This is a genomic window from Phenylobacterium sp. T106 (genome assembly GCF_057219735.1).
Window position 1 is genome coordinate 1 of sequence record NZ_JBXVWA010000007.1, and the last position, 15,213, is coordinate 15,213.

Genomic DNA, 15,213 nt, shown 5'->3' on the forward strand with positions numbered 1-15,213 from the left:
CCCTGCCACCTTCGTGCTAGACTGACGCTGTTCCACTCGACCCCTCCTTGTGGCTCCGGACCTCAAAGTCCCTGCAACCATCCGGGTCATGGAATGTCGGCGGCGGCCCAGCTCCCCTGCAGCTCACAAAGCTCAGGGGGACGCGGCCCCTCCACCGACAGCCCGCCTGGTGCTGCGAACATCAGGCGGGCGTCCCGGAAGACACCCCACAGTAGACCTCTTCCGACAAACAAGGGGGACCCTGCGTCAGCGGGGTGGAGGGGTCGCTGGCGCCGCGGATCGCCCCCTCCACCGCCTTTGGCGGTCCCCCTCCCCCTGCGGGGGAGGACGAGGGGCGGTCTTCAGCTCCGACGGCCCGGGCGCCGCGAGCTAGGCGCCCGTTGCGTCAGGCGGCTAACTGGCGGCCGAACGTTCCGAGGATGCCGCCGATGATCGACATGTCCGCCCGCCCCGTCTTCGACGAGGAGCTGAACCTGTTTCGCGACCAGGTGCGGAAGTTCTACGAGAAGGCGCTGATCCCCAACCTGGACCGCTGGGAGGAGGAGGGCATCATCGGCCGGGACTTCTGGCTGGCGTGCGGCGAGGCGGGCCTGCTGTGTCCCGGCGTGCCCGCGGAGTACGGCGGGCTGGGGCTCGACTTCCGGTACAACGCCGTGATCAGCGAGGAGCTGTTCTACGCCGGCTCGACCTCGGGCATCACGCTGCAGAGCGACATCGTGGCGGACTACATCGTCAACTACGGGTCGGAAGCGCAGAAGCGCGAGTGGCTGCCGAAGATGGTCTCGGGCGAGGCCGTCACCGCGATCGCCATGACCGAGCCGGGCACGGGCTCGGACCTGCAGGCCGTGCGCACGACCGCCCTCCGCGACGGCGACCACTACGTGGTCAACGGCAGCAAGACCTACATCACCAACGGCCAGAGCGCCGACCTGGTGATCGTGGTCGCCAAGACCGATCCCACCCAGGGCGGCAAGGGCATCTCGCTGGTCCTGGTGGAGGCCACCCGCGAGGGCTTCAAGCGCGGCCGGAACCTGGACAAGATCGGCCAGAACTCGGCCGACACCTCGGAGCTGTTCTTCGAGGACGTGCGCGTGCCGGTAACCAACATCCTGGGCGAGGAGGGCCGCGGCTTCGCGCAGCTGATGACCCAGCTGCCGCAGGAGCGGCTGGGGATCGCGGCGCAGGCGCAGGCGGCGGCGCAGCGCGCCTTCGACGAAGGCGTGAAGTTCACCAAGGAGCGCAAGGCGTTCGGCCAGACGGTGTTCGACTTCCAGAACACGCGGTTCACGCTGGCGGGGCTGAAGGCGAAGATGCAGGCGGGCTGGGCGCACCTGGACTGGGCGATAGCGCGCCACCTGGAGGGCAAGCTGACCGCCGCCGAGGCCTCCGCCGCGAAGCTGTTCCACACCGAGCTGCAGTGGGAGGTCTGCGACGCGGCCCTGCAGCTGCACGGCGGCGCGGGCTACATGAACGAGTACCCGATCGCGCGGCTGTGGCGCGACGCCCGCGTGCAGCGGATCTACGGCGGCACGTCCGAGATCATGAAGGAAGTGGTCGCCCGCACCATCTAGGGCCCATCCGGCCGGCGCCGGATGCAACAAGCGCCGCCTTGCCGCGTTGACTCCCGGCCAGTGTGTCGGGGGCCAGCATGAGTGCATCCGGGTTCGTGCCGTCCATCGCCGATGCCCGGCCCCGTGTCGACCGCCGTGGAAACCGGCTGCTCGGCGCCCTCTCGGGCCGGGATTTCGCGGTCCTGGAGCCGCACCTGGAGCCGGTTCGGCTCGAACGCGGCCAGGTGCTGTTCGAGCCGGGCGACGACGTCGCCACGACGCACTTCCCCTGCCACCGCACTATGGCCTCGCTGCTGGTCGTCACGCGCGACGGGCGCGAGGTCGAGGCGGCGACGATCGGGCGCGAAGGCGCCGTGGGCGGCATCGTGTCCGAAGGCCACAAGCCCGCGTTCGGGCGCGCCGTGGTGCAGATCGGCGGCGAGGCGCTGGCGATCCCCACCAGTCACCTCGAGGCCGCCAAGATCGGTTCGCCCCGTTTCGGCGACCTGTTCTCGCGCTACGCCGACGCGCTGCTCGCCCAGATGATGCAGTCGGTGGCCTGCAACGCCCTCCACAGCGCCGAGGAGCGGGCCAGCCGCTGGCTGCTCGCCACCCACGACCGCGCCGGCGACAGGATGATCCAGCTGACGCAGGAGAGCCTGGCCGAGATGCTGGGCCTGCAGCGCACGACGGTGACCGCCGTGACCGCCGGCCTGCAGGCGCGGGGCCTGATCCGCACGCACCGCGGCCGCGTGGAGATCGTGGACAGGCCCGGGCTCGAGCGCGCGTCGTGCGAGTGCTACCGCGCGGTGGAGGACCACTTCGCGGCCCTCTTGCCCGAGGTGGACGTCTAGCGTGCCCGCGTGAGCCCCTCCCCCGCCGGGAGACCTCGCGGCGCCGAGGGCGCTAGCGCCGGACCACCTCGCCGCCCTTCATCACGAACACCGGCCGCTCCAGCAGGGTGACGTCGGCGAGCGGGTCGCCCCTGACGCCGACCATGTCGCCCCAGAAGCCGGGGGCCACCTGCCCCACGTCCTTGTCCCAGGCCAGCGCAGCGGCGGCGTTGACGGTGGCCGACTGGATCGCCTGCAGGGGCGTCGCGCCGTAGCGGACCATCACGGCGAACTGCTTCGCGTTCCAGCCGTGCGGGAAGATGCCGGCGTCGGTGGAGTAGATCATCCGCGCGCCGGCCCGGAGCGCCTTGCGGAAGTTCTCCCGCTGGATGTCGCCGATGTCGCGGTCCTTCTTGAGGTTCTCCTCCAGGACGCCGTTCTTCCGGCCCTCGGCCTGGGTGTAGTCGGTGTTGTAGATGTCGAAGCCCAGCCAGGTCTTCTTCTCCACGGCCAGCCGGACGCCCTCGTCGTCGATCAGGCTCACATGCTCGATGGTGTCCACGCCGGCCTGGATGGCGGCCCTGATGCCCGGCGCGCCGTGGGCGTGGGCGGCGACCGTCATGCCGGCCATGTGCGCCTCCTCGACCACCGCCTTCATCTCCTCCACCGACAGCTCCTGCGACCCGGGCGCCGTGCCGCGGGAGAACACGCCGCCCGTGGCGCAGATCTTGATCATGCGCGCGCCGTACTTGCGCTGGGCGCGCACCAGCCGCCGGGCCTCCTCAGGGCCGTCCATCACGCCGGGGCTCTTCTGCTGCATCGAGGGCGGGAAGAAGGTTTCGTCGCAGTGGCCGCCCGTGGCGCTGAGCGCGTAGCCCGCCGCCATGATCCGCGGACCGGGAACCCAGCCCTCGTCTATCGCCTCGCGCACGCCGACGTCGGCGTAGAAGGCCGAGCCGACGTTGCGCACGGTGGTGAAGCCGGCCTCCAGCGTCGCGCGGGCGTTGGCGACGGCCAGCGCGGTCCAGAAGGTGTCGGTGAACTGGTAGGCGGAGTAGCCGCCGTATCGGCCGGTGCTCGTCAGGTGCACGTGCATGTCGATGAGGCCCGGCAGCAGGGTGACGCCAGGCAGGTCGACCTGCCGCGCGCCGGGGGGCGGCGCGTCCCCCGCCCGACCGACGGAGACCACGCGGCCGTCGGTGACGACGATCAGGGGACGCTCCACATACTTCCCCGTCCGCACGTCCAGCAGCCGGTCCGCCGTGACGGCCACGGTATCGGCCTGGGCGGCGCCGGCCGCCAGGAGTCCGGCCAGCATCGCTCCCAGCAGCTTGCGCATCGCAGGTCCCTCTGTTTCAGCCCTGGCTTAGCACGCCCGGGGATGCGGGGAAGTCCCGCCCCTGCGCCCGCTCAGGGGCCGTGACAGCCGGGCGACCGTCCGCTATCGGGACGCCGCGGGCGTGAGGACGGTGAGTTGAGCGAAGACACCCAAGGGCAGCAGGGCTGGGCCACGGCGAAGACGCTGGCGGAGGCGTTGCCCTTCATCCAAATCTACGACCGCGAGACCGTGGTCATCAAGTACGGCGGCCACGCCATGGGCGAGGAGAGCGTCGCCAAGCTGTTCGCCGCCGACGTGGTGCTGCTGAAGATGCTGGGCGTCCATCCGGTGGTGGTGCACGGCGGCGGGCCGCAGATTTCGGCCTGGCTGGAGAAGGCGGGGGTGAAGTCGACCTTCATCGACGGCCTGCGCGTGACCGACCAGGCCACGATGGAAGTGGCCGAGATGGTGCTCTCGGGCGCGATCAACAAGGAGATCGCCAGCTGGATCACCCAGGCCGGCGCCGAGGCCGACGTGCGCGGCGTGGGCCTGTCGGGCAAGGACGCCAAGCTGATCACCGTGGAGAAGGTGAAGCGCACCAAGCGGGCGCCGGACAGCGTCGAGGAGAAGATCGTCGACCTGGGGTTCGTCGGCGAGCCGAAGCACATCGACACCACCCTTATCGAGGCCCTGATCAAGGCCGACCACGACTACATCCCGGTGATCGCCCCCATCGGCGTGGACGACAACGGCCAGACCTACAACATCAACGCCGACACCGTGGCCGGCGCGCTGGCCGGGGCGCTGGGCGCCAAGCGCATGCTGCTGCTGACCGACGTGGCGGGCGTGCTGGACGCGAACAAGCAGCGGATCACCGACCTGACCATCGCCAAGGCGCGCCAGGCGATCGCCGACGGCGTGGCCACCGGCGGGATGATCCCGAAGCTGGAGACCGCCATCGCCGCGGTGGAAAGCGGCGTGGAGGCCGTGGTCATCCTGGACGGTCGCCGGCCGCACGCCATGCTGGTCGAGCTCTTCACCGAGCACGGCTCGGGCACCCTGGTGAAGGCGTGAGCGCCGACCTCACGCACATCGACACCTGGCTGTTCGACCTGGACGGCACGCTCTACCCGGCGGAGTGCGGCTTCCTCGACGCCGTCGTCGACCGCATGACCGACTTCGTGGAGCGGGTCACCGGCCTGCCGCGCGCGGAGGCCTTCAAGGTGCAGAAGGCGTACCTGGCCGAGCACGGGCTGACGCTGAAGGGCCTGATGCTGCACCATGGCGTGGACCCGAACGAGTTCCACGCCATCTTCCACGACCTGTCGCTCGAGGCGCTGGCGCACGATCCGGAGCTGCTGGCCGCGCTGGAGCGGCTGCCGGGACGGCGGCTGATCTTCACCAACGCCGACGACCGCCACGCCGAACGGGTGCTGGAGCGGCTGGGCCTGGGCCACCTGTTCGACGACGTCTTCCACATCGCCTCCACCGGCTACGAGCCGAAGCCCAGCGCCGCCGCCTTCGCCGCGATCGGCGCGGCGCATGCGATCGAGCCCGCCGCCACCGCCTTCTTCGAGGATTCCGCGCGCAACCTGGCCCCGGCGGCCGAGCTGGGCATGACCACCGTGCTGGTGGGCCCACACGCGCAGGAATCGACCGCCGCCTTCGTCCAGCACCGCACGCACCGCCTCGCGCCGTTCCTCGCGACCGCAAAGCTCAAGGAAGCCGCCTGATGACCAACGCCTTCGGCGAACTGAAGTCCGTGATCCAGGCCGCCTGGGCCGAGCGGGACACCGTCAACACCTCCACCCGGGGGCAGGTCCGCGACGCGGTCAACGAGACCCTGTCGCTGCTGGACGCAGGCCGCCTGCGCGTGGCCGAGCGCGGCGCGGACGGGACCTGGACCGTGAACCAGTGGGCCAAGGAGGCGATCCTGCTCTCCTTCCGCCTGAACGCGTCGACCGTGATGGAGCCCGGCCCCTTCTGGGACAAGGTCCCGCTGAAGTTCGAAGGCTGGGGCGCGGCGCAGTTCGAGGCCGCCGGCTTCCGCGCCGTGCCGGGGTGCGTGGTGCGGCGCAGCGCCTATGTGGCCAGGAACGTGGTGCTGATGCCGTCGTTCGTGAACGTCGGCGCCTATGTGGACGAGGGCACCATGGTCGACACCTGGGCGACCGTCGGGTCGTGCGCCCAAATCGGGAAGAACTGCCACATCTCGGGCGGCGCCGGCATCGGCGGGGTGCTGGAGCCGCTGCAGGCCAACCCGACGATCGTCGAGGACAACTGCTTCATCGGCGCCCGCGCCGAGGTGGCCGAGGGCGTGATCGTGCGCGAGGGCTCGGTGCTCTCGATGGGCGTGTTCATCACCTCCACGACTCCGATCATCGACCGCAAGACCGGCCAGACCTTCACCGGCGAGGTGCCGCCCTACTCGGTGGTGGTGTCGGGCAGCCGGCCCAACCCGGTGGACCCGACCCTGCCGTCCACCTACTGCGCGGTCATCATGAAGACGGTGGACGAGCGGACCCGCTCGAAGACCTCGATCAACGAACTGCTGCGCGACTAGAGCCGGCGCGGCGACGCCCCACCGTCTCGCGCCCCGCGGGGCGGGGCTCAGGCCGCCGGATAGGGCGTTCCGTCGCGGTGGCGATAGAACGGCTCGGCGGGCCGGGCGATCATGTCGATGTCGGGGTAGTCGCAGGCGTCGGTCGCCGGCCGCCGCGAGCCCATCTCCAGATAGACCGCCTCGGCGCCGCTGCGGTTCTGCAGGCAGTGCGCATGGGCGCGCTCGCCGGCCTTCCAGGCCGCACAGTCGCCAGGGCGCAGGACGGTCTCCCCGTCGTCCTCGACCAGGGTCACCTCGCCCTCGAGCACCCACACGCACTCGTCCTCCTCGGTGTGCCAGTGGCGCTGGCTGGACCACTTGCCGGGCGGGAGCCGCACGAGGTTCACGCCGAAGTCCGTCAGGCCGACGGCGTCGCCGAGCTTGCGCCAGTGCGCGCCCAGGCATACGGCGCGGAACGGGTCGGGGTAGCTGCAGCCGGTCGTCTCGGGGACGGCCTCCAGTTCGATCTTGGGCATCAGTCCCTCGCGCAGGTTGAATTTTCTAGGTAGAGCGCCGGAATGCCGCCCGCCATAGACGCCGTCGAACTCACCCGCGACCTCATCCGCCGCCCGTCGGTGACGCCCACCGACGCCGGAGCGATGGACATCGTCGAGGCGACGCTGAAGGGCCTCGGCTTCGCGTGCCGCCGGATGAGGTTCGGCGACATCGAGAACCTCTACGCCCGCTACGGGACGGCGCGGCCGAACCTCTGCTTCGCCGGGCACACCGACGTGGTGCCCGTGGGCGAGGCGGGCGCCTGGTCGAAGGACGCCTTCGCCGCCGAGGTGGTGGACGGGGTGCTGATCGGGCGCGGGTCGGTGGACATGAAGAGCGCCATCGCCGCCTTCGCCGCGGCGGCGGCCGACGCCATCGCGGCCGGCCAGGTCACGGGATCGATCTCGTTCCTCATCACCGGCGACGAGGAGGGCGTGGCCACGGACGGCACCACCAAGGTGGTGGACGCGCTCATGGCCGAGGGCGAGGTCATCGACCACTGCGTGGTGGGCGAGCCCACCTCGGCGGAGACGTTCGGCGACATGGTCAAGGTGGGCCGGCGCGGCTCGATCAACGCCGAGATCACGGTCGAGGGCGTGCAGGGCCATGTGGCCTATCCGCACCGGGCCGCCAACCCGGCCCGGGCGCTGATCCGGATGCTGGGCGCGCTGCAGTCGCGGGTGCTGGACGAGGGCTATCCCGAGTTCCAGCCGTCGAACCTGGAAGTCACCATGATCGACATGCCCAACACGGCGACGAACGTGATCCCGGGCGTGGCGCGGGCGCGGCTGAACGTGCGGTTCAACCCCAATCACACCGGCAAGCAGCTGGCCGACTGGTTCGACCTGGAGGCCTGGCGCGCCTCGGCCGACTTCAAGGGCAGGATCACCGTCACCTCGGCCATCAGCGGCGAGGCGTTCCTGACCGAGCGCGGCGACTTCACCGACCTGGTGGCCGCGGCGGTGGCCGACGTGACGGGACAGCCCCCGGAGCTCTCGACCAGCGGCGGCACCTCGGACGCCCGCTTCATCCGCGCGCTCTGCCCGGTGATCGAGGTGGGGCTGGTGGGCAAGACCATGCACCAGGTGGACGAGCGCGCGCCGGTGGACGAGATCCGCCGGCTGCAGCAGGTCTACGCCCGCATCATCGCGCGATACTTCGCGGCGTGACTCCTCTCCCCCGCGGCGAAGCCCGAGGGGAGAGGAGGATTCTCAGATCGCGCCGAAGCACCAGGCCAGGATCGACTTCTGGGCGTGGATGCGGTTTTCCGCTTCGTCCCAGACCAGGCTCTGCGGGCCGTCGATGACGTCGTCCGTCACCTCCTCGCCGCGGTGCGCCGGCAGGCAGTGGAGGAAGACCGCGTCCTTGTGCGCCTCGGCCATCAGCCGGCCGTCGACCTGGTAGGGCTCCAGCGCCTCGATCCGCTCGTCGTGGTCGGTGTCGCCCATCGAAACCCAGGTGTCGGTGATCACGCAGTCGGCGCCGCGGACCGCCTCGCGCGGGTCGTCGGTGGTCGTGACCTGGCCCTGCAGCTCGGCCGCGCGCGCCAGGTCCATCATGTCGGGATGGAAGATCGCCGGCGTCGCGATGTTCAGCCGGAAGCCCAGCTTGGCGGCCGCCTGGATGAAGCTGGAGCACATGTTGTTGCCGTCGCCGACCCAGGCGAACGTCCGGCCCGCCACCGGCCCGCGGTGCTCCTCGAAGGTCAAGAGATCGGCCATGATCTGGCAGGGGTGACCCTTGTCGGACAGGCCGTTGATGACCGGCACGGCCGCCCAGTGGGCGAAGCGCTCCACCTCCTCGTGAACGTTGGCGCGGATCATCACCGCGTCGACCATGCGGCTGAGCACGCGCGCGGTGTCCTCGATCGGCTCGCCGCGGCCGAGCTGCATGTCGACCGCGTTGGAGATGATCACATCGCCGCCGAGCTGGCGCATGGCGGCGTCGAACGAGAAGCGCGTCCGGGTGGAATTCTTCTCGAAGATCATCGCCAGCGTCCGCTCGCGCGCGGGCGCGTCGGCGTCGGGGCGTCCCTGCGGCCAGCCGGCGCGGGCCGACTTGCGGGCCTTGGCGTCCTCCAGCATCGCGCGGAGGTCGGCGGCGTCCAGCTTCCAGAGGTCGAGGAAGTGGCGGACCGGCCGGCTCATGCCGGGACCGCCGTCGCAGCCTTGGCCCGGGCCGCCTGGCAGGCGCCTTCCAGCCGCTCGATCGCCTCCCGCGCCTCGTCGAGGCTGAGGGTCAGGGGCGGGAGCAGGCGCACGCAGTTGTCGCCGCCGCCGGCGATCAGCAGGTGCTGGTCGCGGGCGTGCTGCATGAACTCGCGGTTGGGGGTCGCCAGCTTCACGCCGATCAGCAGCCCCTTGCCGCGGATGTCGACCACGACGTCCGGATAGCGGTCCTTCAGGCCCGCGATCTGCTGCGTCAGGTAGCCGGCCACCTCGCGCACGTGGGCCAGGAGTTCGGGCTTCGCCAGCTCCTCGACCGAGGCGACGCCGACCGCCATGGCCAGCGGGTTGCCGCCATAGGTGGAGCCATGGCTGCCGGGCGTCATGCCGCTGGCCGCCTCGGCCGTGGCCAGACAGGCGCCGACCGGGAAACCGCCGCCCAGCGCCTTGGCCACCGCCATGATGTCGGGATCGGCCTGGCCGTCCGCCCACTCGTAGGCAAAGAGCCGGCCCGTCCGGCCGAGGCCGCACTGGATCTCGTCGTAGATCAGGAGCGTGCCGGTCTCGTCGCAGAGCTGGCGGATCTCCTTGAGCTGCTGCTCAGTCCACGAGCGCGCCCCGCCCTCGCCCTGCACGGGCTCGAGCAGGATGGCGGCCGTGGTCGGGCCGACCAGCTCCCGGAGGGCTTCGATGTCGCCGAACTTGGCGCCCACGAAGCCCGGCAGCGGGGGGCCGAAGCCTTCCACGTAGCTCGGGTTGTTGGCCGCGAAGATGGCCGCGATCGTCCGGCCGTGGAACGAGCCGTCGAAGCCGATGATGTCGATCCGCTCGGCGTGGCCCTTGGACCAGTGGTACTTGCGCGCCGTCTTGATGGCGCACTCGATCGCCTCGGCGCCCGAGTTCGTGAAGAAGCAGACGTCGGCGAAGGTGTTGTCGGTGAGGAGCTTCGCCAGCTTCTCCTGGTTCGGGATGCGGAAGATGTTGGAGGTGTGCCAGAGCTGCTCGGCCTGGTCCTTCACCGCCTGGACGAGCTTGGGATGGCCGTGGCCCAGGGCGGTGACCGCGATCCCGGCCATGCAGTCGAGGTAGGCCTCTCCGTCGGCGGTGTAGAGACGCGACCCCTCGCCTCGCTCGAACGCCAGCGGGGCGCGCGCGTAGACGCCCATGATGTGGTCGCTGGGAACGGGAGCGGTGGCGGTCGTCTCGGCCACGAGAGTACCCTCCTGAAAAGGAACATCCCCGCCGCGGTGCGCGACGGGGACCGGAAGGCTTGGCGTTTTCCTCTCAAGGACCGGTCAAGTCAATGTTTCCTCCGCAAGGGGCGTCCCTTGACGAGGCGCAAGGTCGCGGGGCGGGCCGGGTGGCAGGCTTGGATCAGAAGGAGCCCGCCATGTTGCAGCTGCTCGATGCCCCCGACCATGTCCTGGCCTACCGGATCTCGGGAACCCTCGACGCCGCCGACTACGGACGCATCGTCGGGACGCTGGACGCCAAGCTCGCCGCGCACGGCCGCGTCGGCGTCTACGCCGACATGACCGACTTTGAGTCCATGACCGCCGAGGCCGTGATGAAGGACCTGCGCTACCACCTCGGCCACCTGGGCCAGTGGACCCGGTTTCCGCGCGCGGCCGTGGTGACGGACGAGCCCTGGCTGCGCGCCTGGGTCCGTTTCATCGATCCCCTCGTGCCGCAGGTCGAGGCGCGCGCCTTCTTGCCGGGGGAGCAGGCCGAGGCCCTGGCGTGGGTCGCCGACCTGCCGGCCGCTAGGTCTTGATCTTGTAGCCGACCCTGAACATCCACAGGCAGGCCCACGCGAGGCCCAGCACGAGGACGGCCGTCATCGTCGCGCCGATCCACAGGTTGCTCTCGGCCTGGCCGGTGAAGCCGAAGCGGAAGCCGTCGATCAGGTAGAAGAACGGGTTGAAGTGGCTGGCCGTCTGGAACGGCTCGGGCAGCCGCTCGACGAGGTAGAAGGTGCCGGACAGGAACGTCATCGGCATGATCACGAAGTTGGTCACCGCGGCCATGTGGTCGAACTTCTCGCTCCAGAGGCCGGCCATGATGCCGATGAAGCCCATGATCAGCGCCGCACCGACGCCGAAATAGAGCACCGCCCAGGCCTGGGCGAGCGGGAGGCGCGCGAACGGCAGGACCGCCAGCAGGCTCACCGCGCCCACCAGGATGCCCCGCGTGGCGGCCCCGGCGCCGAACCCGATGACCTGCTCCCCGGCCGACAGCGGCGGCGTGACGAAGTCGCCCATCAGGCCGTTGAACTTGGCCTGCAGCAGCGACGACGACGAGTTGGCGAAGGCGTTGGAGAGGATCTGCATCATCACCAGGCCGGGCGCGACGAAGGTCCCGTAGGGCACGCCGTGGACCTCGCGGAAGCCGCCTACCGCCACCACGAACACCAGCATGTAGAGCAGCGCCGTCACCACCGGCGCGGCGAGGGTCTGCATGCCCACCTTCAGGAAGCGGCGCACCTCGCGCAGGTAGAGGGTCTTCAGCCCCTCCCAGTTCACCCCGTGGTAGGCCCGCGGCTGCGGCGGCAGGACGACTTCGGCGATCGGCAGGTCTCGCATCGTCCCCATGTGCGCCGGTCGCGCGGCGCACGCAAGCCTGGGCGCCGATTGTGGACGGCGCACCCCCACATCTAGTTCCTGTGGATGGAAGTTGGGGCGCCTATTGTGGCCGTTAGCGAGTTGTTTACTACTGATAGTGGTTGGTGAGGGACGAAGACGTCCACTGCCACAACATATTGAATCCCGAGGCGCGGGGGCGCTTCCGGGACCTCTGGTTGGGAGGCGAGACCATGGGCTGGACCGACGAACGCGTCGAACTTCTGAAGAAGCTCTGGCAGGACGGCCTCTCGGCCAGTCAGATCGCCAAGCAGCTGGGCGGCGTCACCCGCAACGCGGTGATCGGCAAGGTCCACCGGCTGGGCCTGTCGGGCCGCGCCACGCCCTCGAAGCCGCAGCGCACCACCTTCAAGGCGCCTCGCCCCGCGCGCGCGCTGACCCACCCGCCCGCCGCGCCGCGCCGGATCGCCGAGCCGGTCGCCCACGCCGCGGCCCCGGCTCCGGTCCGCTATGTCGACGAAGCGCCGGGCACGGCGACCGTGCTCACGCTCGGCGCCCACATGTGCAAGTGGCCGATCGGCGACCCCGCGCTCGACAACTTCACCTTCTGCGGCCGACGCTCCGAGGAGAACGGCCCCTACTGCCACGAGCACGCCCAGGTGGCCTACCAGCCGGCCCAGGCGAAGAAGAAGTCCAGCGCCGCCGAGCTCGCCCGGAGCCTGCGCCGCTACATCTGAATTCCGCGCCCGCGCGGAACCGCTATCCGTTGGGGATGGGAGACGCGACCGGAACCGAAGCTCGCTAGAGCCTCAGGTCCCGGGCGCGTCTCTTTCCGTCTGGAGGCGGGGTCTTCGGTCCGCTCCCCTCCGTCATCCCCGGGCTTGTCGGGGTATGACGGGAGCGCGGGCGCGGGGGGAGATCGTGATTGTGGCCCCGCGCGCGCCCCCTTAGCCTTGCGGGACTCATGACCGACGCCGCCCCCCTCACCGACGCCGACGGCAACGCGCGGCCCTACTCCGTGTCGGAGCTGGCGTTCGCGCTGAAGCGGACGCTGGAGGACGCCTACGGCTTCGTGCGGCTGCGGGGCGAGCTGTCCAAGGTCACCCATCACTCGAACGGCCACGTCTACCTGACGCTGAAGGACGAGCGGGCGGCCATCGACGGGGTGGTCTGGAAGACCAGCGTCCGCAACCTCTCGATCCGGCCCGAACAGGGACTGGAAGTGATCGTCACGGGCAAGATCACGACCTACCCGCAGGGCTCGCGCTACCAGATCGTCATCGAGACGATGGAGGTGGCGGGCATCGGGGCGCTGCTGGCGCAGCTGGAGCGGCTGAAGCAGCGGCTGGCGGCGGAGGGCCTGTTCGACCCGGCCCGGAAGCGCCCGATCCCCGAGATGCCCGCCGTCGTCGGCGTGGTGACGAGCCCGACCGGCGCGGTGATCCGCGACATCCTGCACCGCATCCGCGACCGATGGCCCTGCCGGGTGATCGTTTGGCCGGTGGTGGTGCAGGGCGACGCCGCCGCGGCGCAGGTCTGCAGGGCCATCCAGGGGTTCAACGCCCTGGAGCCCGGCGGGCGCGTGCCGCGGCCGGACGTGCTGATCGTCGCGCGCGGCGGCGGCTCGGTGGAGGACCTCTGGCCGTTCAACGACGAGACCCTGGCCCGGACCGTCGCCGCGGGGACCATTCCGCTGATCAGCGCGGTCGGGCACGAGACCGACACCACCCTGATCGACTTCGTCTCGGACCGGCGCGCGCCGACGCCCACGGCCGCGGCCGAGATGGCGACCCCGGTCCTGGCCGAGCTGAAGGCGCTGGTCTCGGACCTGGCCGGGCGCATGCACCGCTGCGGCGCCCGGGCCGTGGAGGACCGGCGCGGGCGGGTCGAACACGCCCGGCGGGCGCTGGCGCGGGTTCCGGACCTGGTGCGGCTGGCCGAGCAGCGCTTCGACATCGTCTCGGGCCGGCTGACCGCAAGCCTGCAGAAGAACCTCTCGGCGCACGAGCGGGACCTGGTCGGCGTGGCCGCGCGCCTGTCCCCCGGCCTGCTCAAGCGCCCGCAGGAGGTCTGGCGGCACCGGCTGGACAGCCTCGCAGGGCGGCTGGCGCCCGCGGTCACGCGCCGCTTCGATCGCGCCACAGAGCGGCTGTCGGGCGTCTCAAAGCTGTACGTGGCGGTGGATCCCGACCGACCGCTCTATCGGGGCTTCGCGCGCGTGAACCGAGCCGACGGCTCGCTGGTGGTCAACGGCGGCCTGCTGGCGAGCGGCGAAGGCGTCACCATCACCTTCGGCGACAAGACCCGGCGGCAGGCCGTGATCGATGGCGACCCGGCGGCGAGCCCCGCGCCGGCCCGCCGGCCCGCCCGGAAGGGCGCGGCGCCCTTGCCGGGACAGGGCGACCTGTTCTGAGCCGGCGTGAAGCGCTACATAGGCGCCCATGAACGCCCACGACCGCAACCTCGGCGCCGACCTCGCCAAGCTGCACTACGGCGACGGCGACTACGCCGTGCTGAAGCCCGGCCGCTATGTCCTTTGCGCGGTGACGGGACAGCAGATCCCGCTGGAGCAGCTGCGCTACTGGAGCGCCGAGCTCCAGGAGGCCTATGCGGGTCCCGCGGAGTCCCTCAAGCGCTGGCAGGCGACGCGGAGCTAGCCGGCGCGCCGCGGTAGACCTCGTTGGGCCACCGGCGGTGGACCCAGAACCATTCGGCGGGGCGGGCGCGCACGCGATCTTCGATGAAGGCGTTGATGCGGCGGACGCCGGCCTCGATGTCGGCCTCGCGGTCGCCGGTGTTCTCCAGCCTGATCGGTTCGTGGACGATCACGCGGAAGCGGGCGCCCGGGCCCGTCCGCTGCACGCTGAGCGGCTGCAGGGGAATGCCGAACCTGAGCGCGAACGTGGAGGGTCCCGGCGCCGTCATGGCGGGCACGCCGAAGAAGGGCGCCGCGACGCCGCCGTTGAACTTCTGGTCGTTCAGCAGCGCGACGGACTCGCCGCGCTCGATGGCCCGCATCAGCTCGCGCGCGCCCTCGAGCCCCTTGGGCGCGAACATCCGCACGCCGTAGCTGAACCGCGCGCGGCGCACCCGCCGGTCCATGTGCGGGTTGTTCATGGCCCGGTAGGTCACCTGCACCTGGACGCCGCAGCGGACCATGGCGGCGGCCATCAGCTCGAAGTTGGAGAAGTGGCCCGAGATGAACACGACCGGCCCCTGGCCGGCGGCGACCGCGCGCAGCGCCGGCTCGCCCTCGATCTCCAGCCGCGATGGGTCGGCTACAACACGGTCGAGGATCACGAACTCTGCTAGCGACCGACCGAGTTCCGTCCACTGCGCCCGGAGGAGATCGTTAACCTCGGCGTCGTTCAGGCGAGGAAAGGCGAGCCGGATGTTCGTCTCGGCCACGCGGTGGGCGCGCGTCAGGGGGCCGATCTTCCGGGCCAGCCAGGCGCCGGAATCTGAAACAGAATCTATGGGGAAAAGGCGGGCGGCTGCGCGAACGGCATCAAATAGCGCCGCTTCAAGCATCCAAAACAGTTCTGCCACGTATGAATGGTTACGTGCGGCCATTTACCTTCCTAGGCTGGGCCGCCCGCGTTCGGCAATGGAGGCTGCTGGCGTGCCACTTGCGATGTCTCAACCACGGAGTCCCGAAGCGGGACGAAGGG

Annotated in this window: 16 protein-coding genes; 10 read left to right on the forward strand and 6 right to left on the reverse strand. The window is 70.6% G+C overall.

Annotation, left to right across the window (positions count from 1 at the left end; translation table 11 throughout):
- The first annotated feature begins 428 nt into the window (after window positions 1-428).
- Both AC2D8W_RS15730 and AC2D8W_RS15735 read left to right on the forward strand, forming a co-directional pair.
- Window positions 429-1,571, forward strand: a complete 1,143-nt coding sequence (locus tag AC2D8W_RS15730) for an acyl-CoA dehydrogenase family protein (RefSeq protein ID WP_484672328.1) — start codon at window positions 429-431, stop codon at window positions 1,569-1,571.
- Window positions 1,572-1,648: 77 nt separating this feature from the next.
- A complete protein-coding gene (locus tag AC2D8W_RS15735) occupies window positions 1,649-2,404 on the forward strand; it encodes a Crp/Fnr family transcriptional regulator (RefSeq protein WP_484672329.1) in 756 nt (251 codons plus the stop codon).
- Window positions 2,405-2,456: 52 nt separating this feature from the next.
- Here the strand turns inward: AC2D8W_RS15735 and AC2D8W_RS15740 are convergent, their stop codons facing one another.
- The gene (locus AC2D8W_RS15740) at window positions 2,457-3,722 is read right to left on the reverse strand and encodes a Xaa-Pro dipeptidase (RefSeq protein WP_484672330.1); all 1,266 of its coding nucleotides are present in this window, start codon (window positions 3,720-3,722) and stop codon (window positions 2,457-2,459) included.
- Window positions 3,723-3,857: 135 nt separating this feature from the next.
- On the opposite strand from AC2D8W_RS15740, the gene argB reads away from it, so the two are divergent.
- Genes argB through dapD form a run of 3 tightly spaced genes read left to right on the forward strand, consistent with a single transcriptional unit; the run spans window position 3,858 to window position 6,264 of the window.
- Entirely contained in the window at window positions 3,858-4,775 is a 918-nt protein-coding gene (gene argB, locus AC2D8W_RS15745) for an acetylglutamate kinase (protein ID WP_484672331.1), read from the forward strand.
- Window positions 4,772-5,434, forward strand: a complete 663-nt coding sequence (locus tag AC2D8W_RS15750; RefSeq protein ID WP_484672332.1) for a pyrimidine 5'-nucleotidase — start codon at window positions 4,772-4,774, stop codon at window positions 5,432-5,434. The genes argB and AC2D8W_RS15750 overlap by 4 nt, the downstream gene beginning before the upstream one ends.
- A complete protein-coding gene (dapD, locus tag AC2D8W_RS15755) occupies window positions 5,434-6,264 on the forward strand; it encodes a 2,3,4,5-tetrahydropyridine-2,6-dicarboxylate N-succinyltransferase (RefSeq protein ID WP_484672333.1) in 831 nt (276 codons plus the stop codon). The genes AC2D8W_RS15750 and dapD overlap by 1 nt, the downstream gene beginning before the upstream one ends.
- A gap of 47 nt (window positions 6,265-6,311) precedes the next feature.
- On the opposite strand, the gene AC2D8W_RS15760 is transcribed toward dapD, so the two are convergent.
- Window positions 6,312-6,779 (reverse strand): cupin domain-containing protein, encoded by a 468-nt coding sequence (locus AC2D8W_RS15760; protein WP_484672334.1) that lies wholly within the window; start codon window positions 6,777-6,779, stop codon window positions 6,312-6,314.
- Window positions 6,780-6,821: 42 nt separating this feature from the next.
- Here AC2D8W_RS15760 and dapE point away from each other — a divergent pair, with 42 nt between their 5' ends.
- Window positions 6,822-7,967: a succinyl-diaminopimelate desuccinylase gene (gene dapE, locus AC2D8W_RS15765; RefSeq protein ID WP_484672335.1), complete on the forward strand. Its 1,146-nt coding sequence runs from the start codon at window positions 6,822-6,824 to the stop codon at window positions 7,965-7,967.
- A gap of 42 nt (window positions 7,968-8,009) precedes the next feature.
- Here the strand turns inward: dapE and argF are convergent, their stop codons facing one another.
- Window positions 8,010-8,945: an ornithine carbamoyltransferase gene (gene argF, locus AC2D8W_RS15770; RefSeq protein WP_484672336.1), complete on the reverse strand. Its 936-nt coding sequence runs from the start codon at window positions 8,943-8,945 to the stop codon at window positions 8,010-8,012.
- Window positions 8,942-10,129, reverse strand: a complete 1,188-nt coding sequence (locus AC2D8W_RS15775; RefSeq protein ID WP_484672519.1) for an acetylornithine transaminase — start codon at window positions 10,127-10,129, stop codon at window positions 8,942-8,944. Before AC2D8W_RS15775 ends, argF begins: the two co-directional genes overlap by 4 nt.
- Before the next feature lie 224 nt (window positions 10,130-10,353).
- On the opposite strand from AC2D8W_RS15775, the gene AC2D8W_RS15780 reads away from it, so the two are divergent.
- Complete coding sequence (locus AC2D8W_RS15780; RefSeq protein WP_293483637.1) at window positions 10,354-10,737, forward strand: SpoIIAA family protein; 384 nt, start codon at window positions 10,354-10,356, stop codon at window positions 10,735-10,737.
- Here the strand turns inward: AC2D8W_RS15780 and AC2D8W_RS15785 are convergent.
- Window positions 10,727-11,545, reverse strand: a complete 819-nt coding sequence (locus tag AC2D8W_RS15785; protein WP_293483635.1) for an ABC transporter permease — start codon at window positions 11,543-11,545, stop codon at window positions 10,727-10,729. The genes AC2D8W_RS15780 and AC2D8W_RS15785 overlap by 11 nt on opposite strands.
- Window positions 11,546-11,775: 230 nt before the next feature.
- Between AC2D8W_RS15785 and gcrA the strand changes: the two genes are divergently transcribed.
- The 3 genes from gcrA (at window position 11,776) to AC2D8W_RS15800 (ending at window position 14,199) form a co-directional block, all read left to right on the forward strand.
- Window positions 11,776-12,279, forward strand: coding sequence for a cell cycle sigma 70 cofactor GcrA (gcrA, locus tag AC2D8W_RS15790; protein WP_484672337.1), 504 nt, complete (start codon window positions 11,776-11,778; stop codon window positions 12,277-12,279).
- A 227-nt stretch (window positions 12,280-12,506) separates the two neighbouring features.
- On the forward strand, window positions 12,507-13,955 hold the full coding sequence (gene xseA, locus AC2D8W_RS15795; RefSeq protein WP_484672338.1) for an exodeoxyribonuclease VII large subunit: 1,449 nt from the start codon (window positions 12,507-12,509) through the stop codon (window positions 13,953-13,955).
- A gap of 28 nt (window positions 13,956-13,983) precedes the next feature.
- Complete coding sequence (locus AC2D8W_RS15800) at window positions 13,984-14,199, forward strand: DUF2093 domain-containing protein (protein WP_293483630.1); 216 nt, start codon at window positions 13,984-13,986, stop codon at window positions 14,197-14,199.
- On the opposite strand, the gene AC2D8W_RS15805 is transcribed toward AC2D8W_RS15800, so the two are convergent.
- A complete protein-coding gene (locus AC2D8W_RS15805; protein WP_484672339.1) occupies window positions 14,171-15,115 on the reverse strand; it encodes a lysophospholipid acyltransferase family protein in 945 nt (314 codons plus the stop codon). The two genes, AC2D8W_RS15800 and AC2D8W_RS15805, sit on opposite strands and share 29 nt — an antisense overlap.
- Window positions 15,116-15,213: the final 98 nt, after the last annotated feature.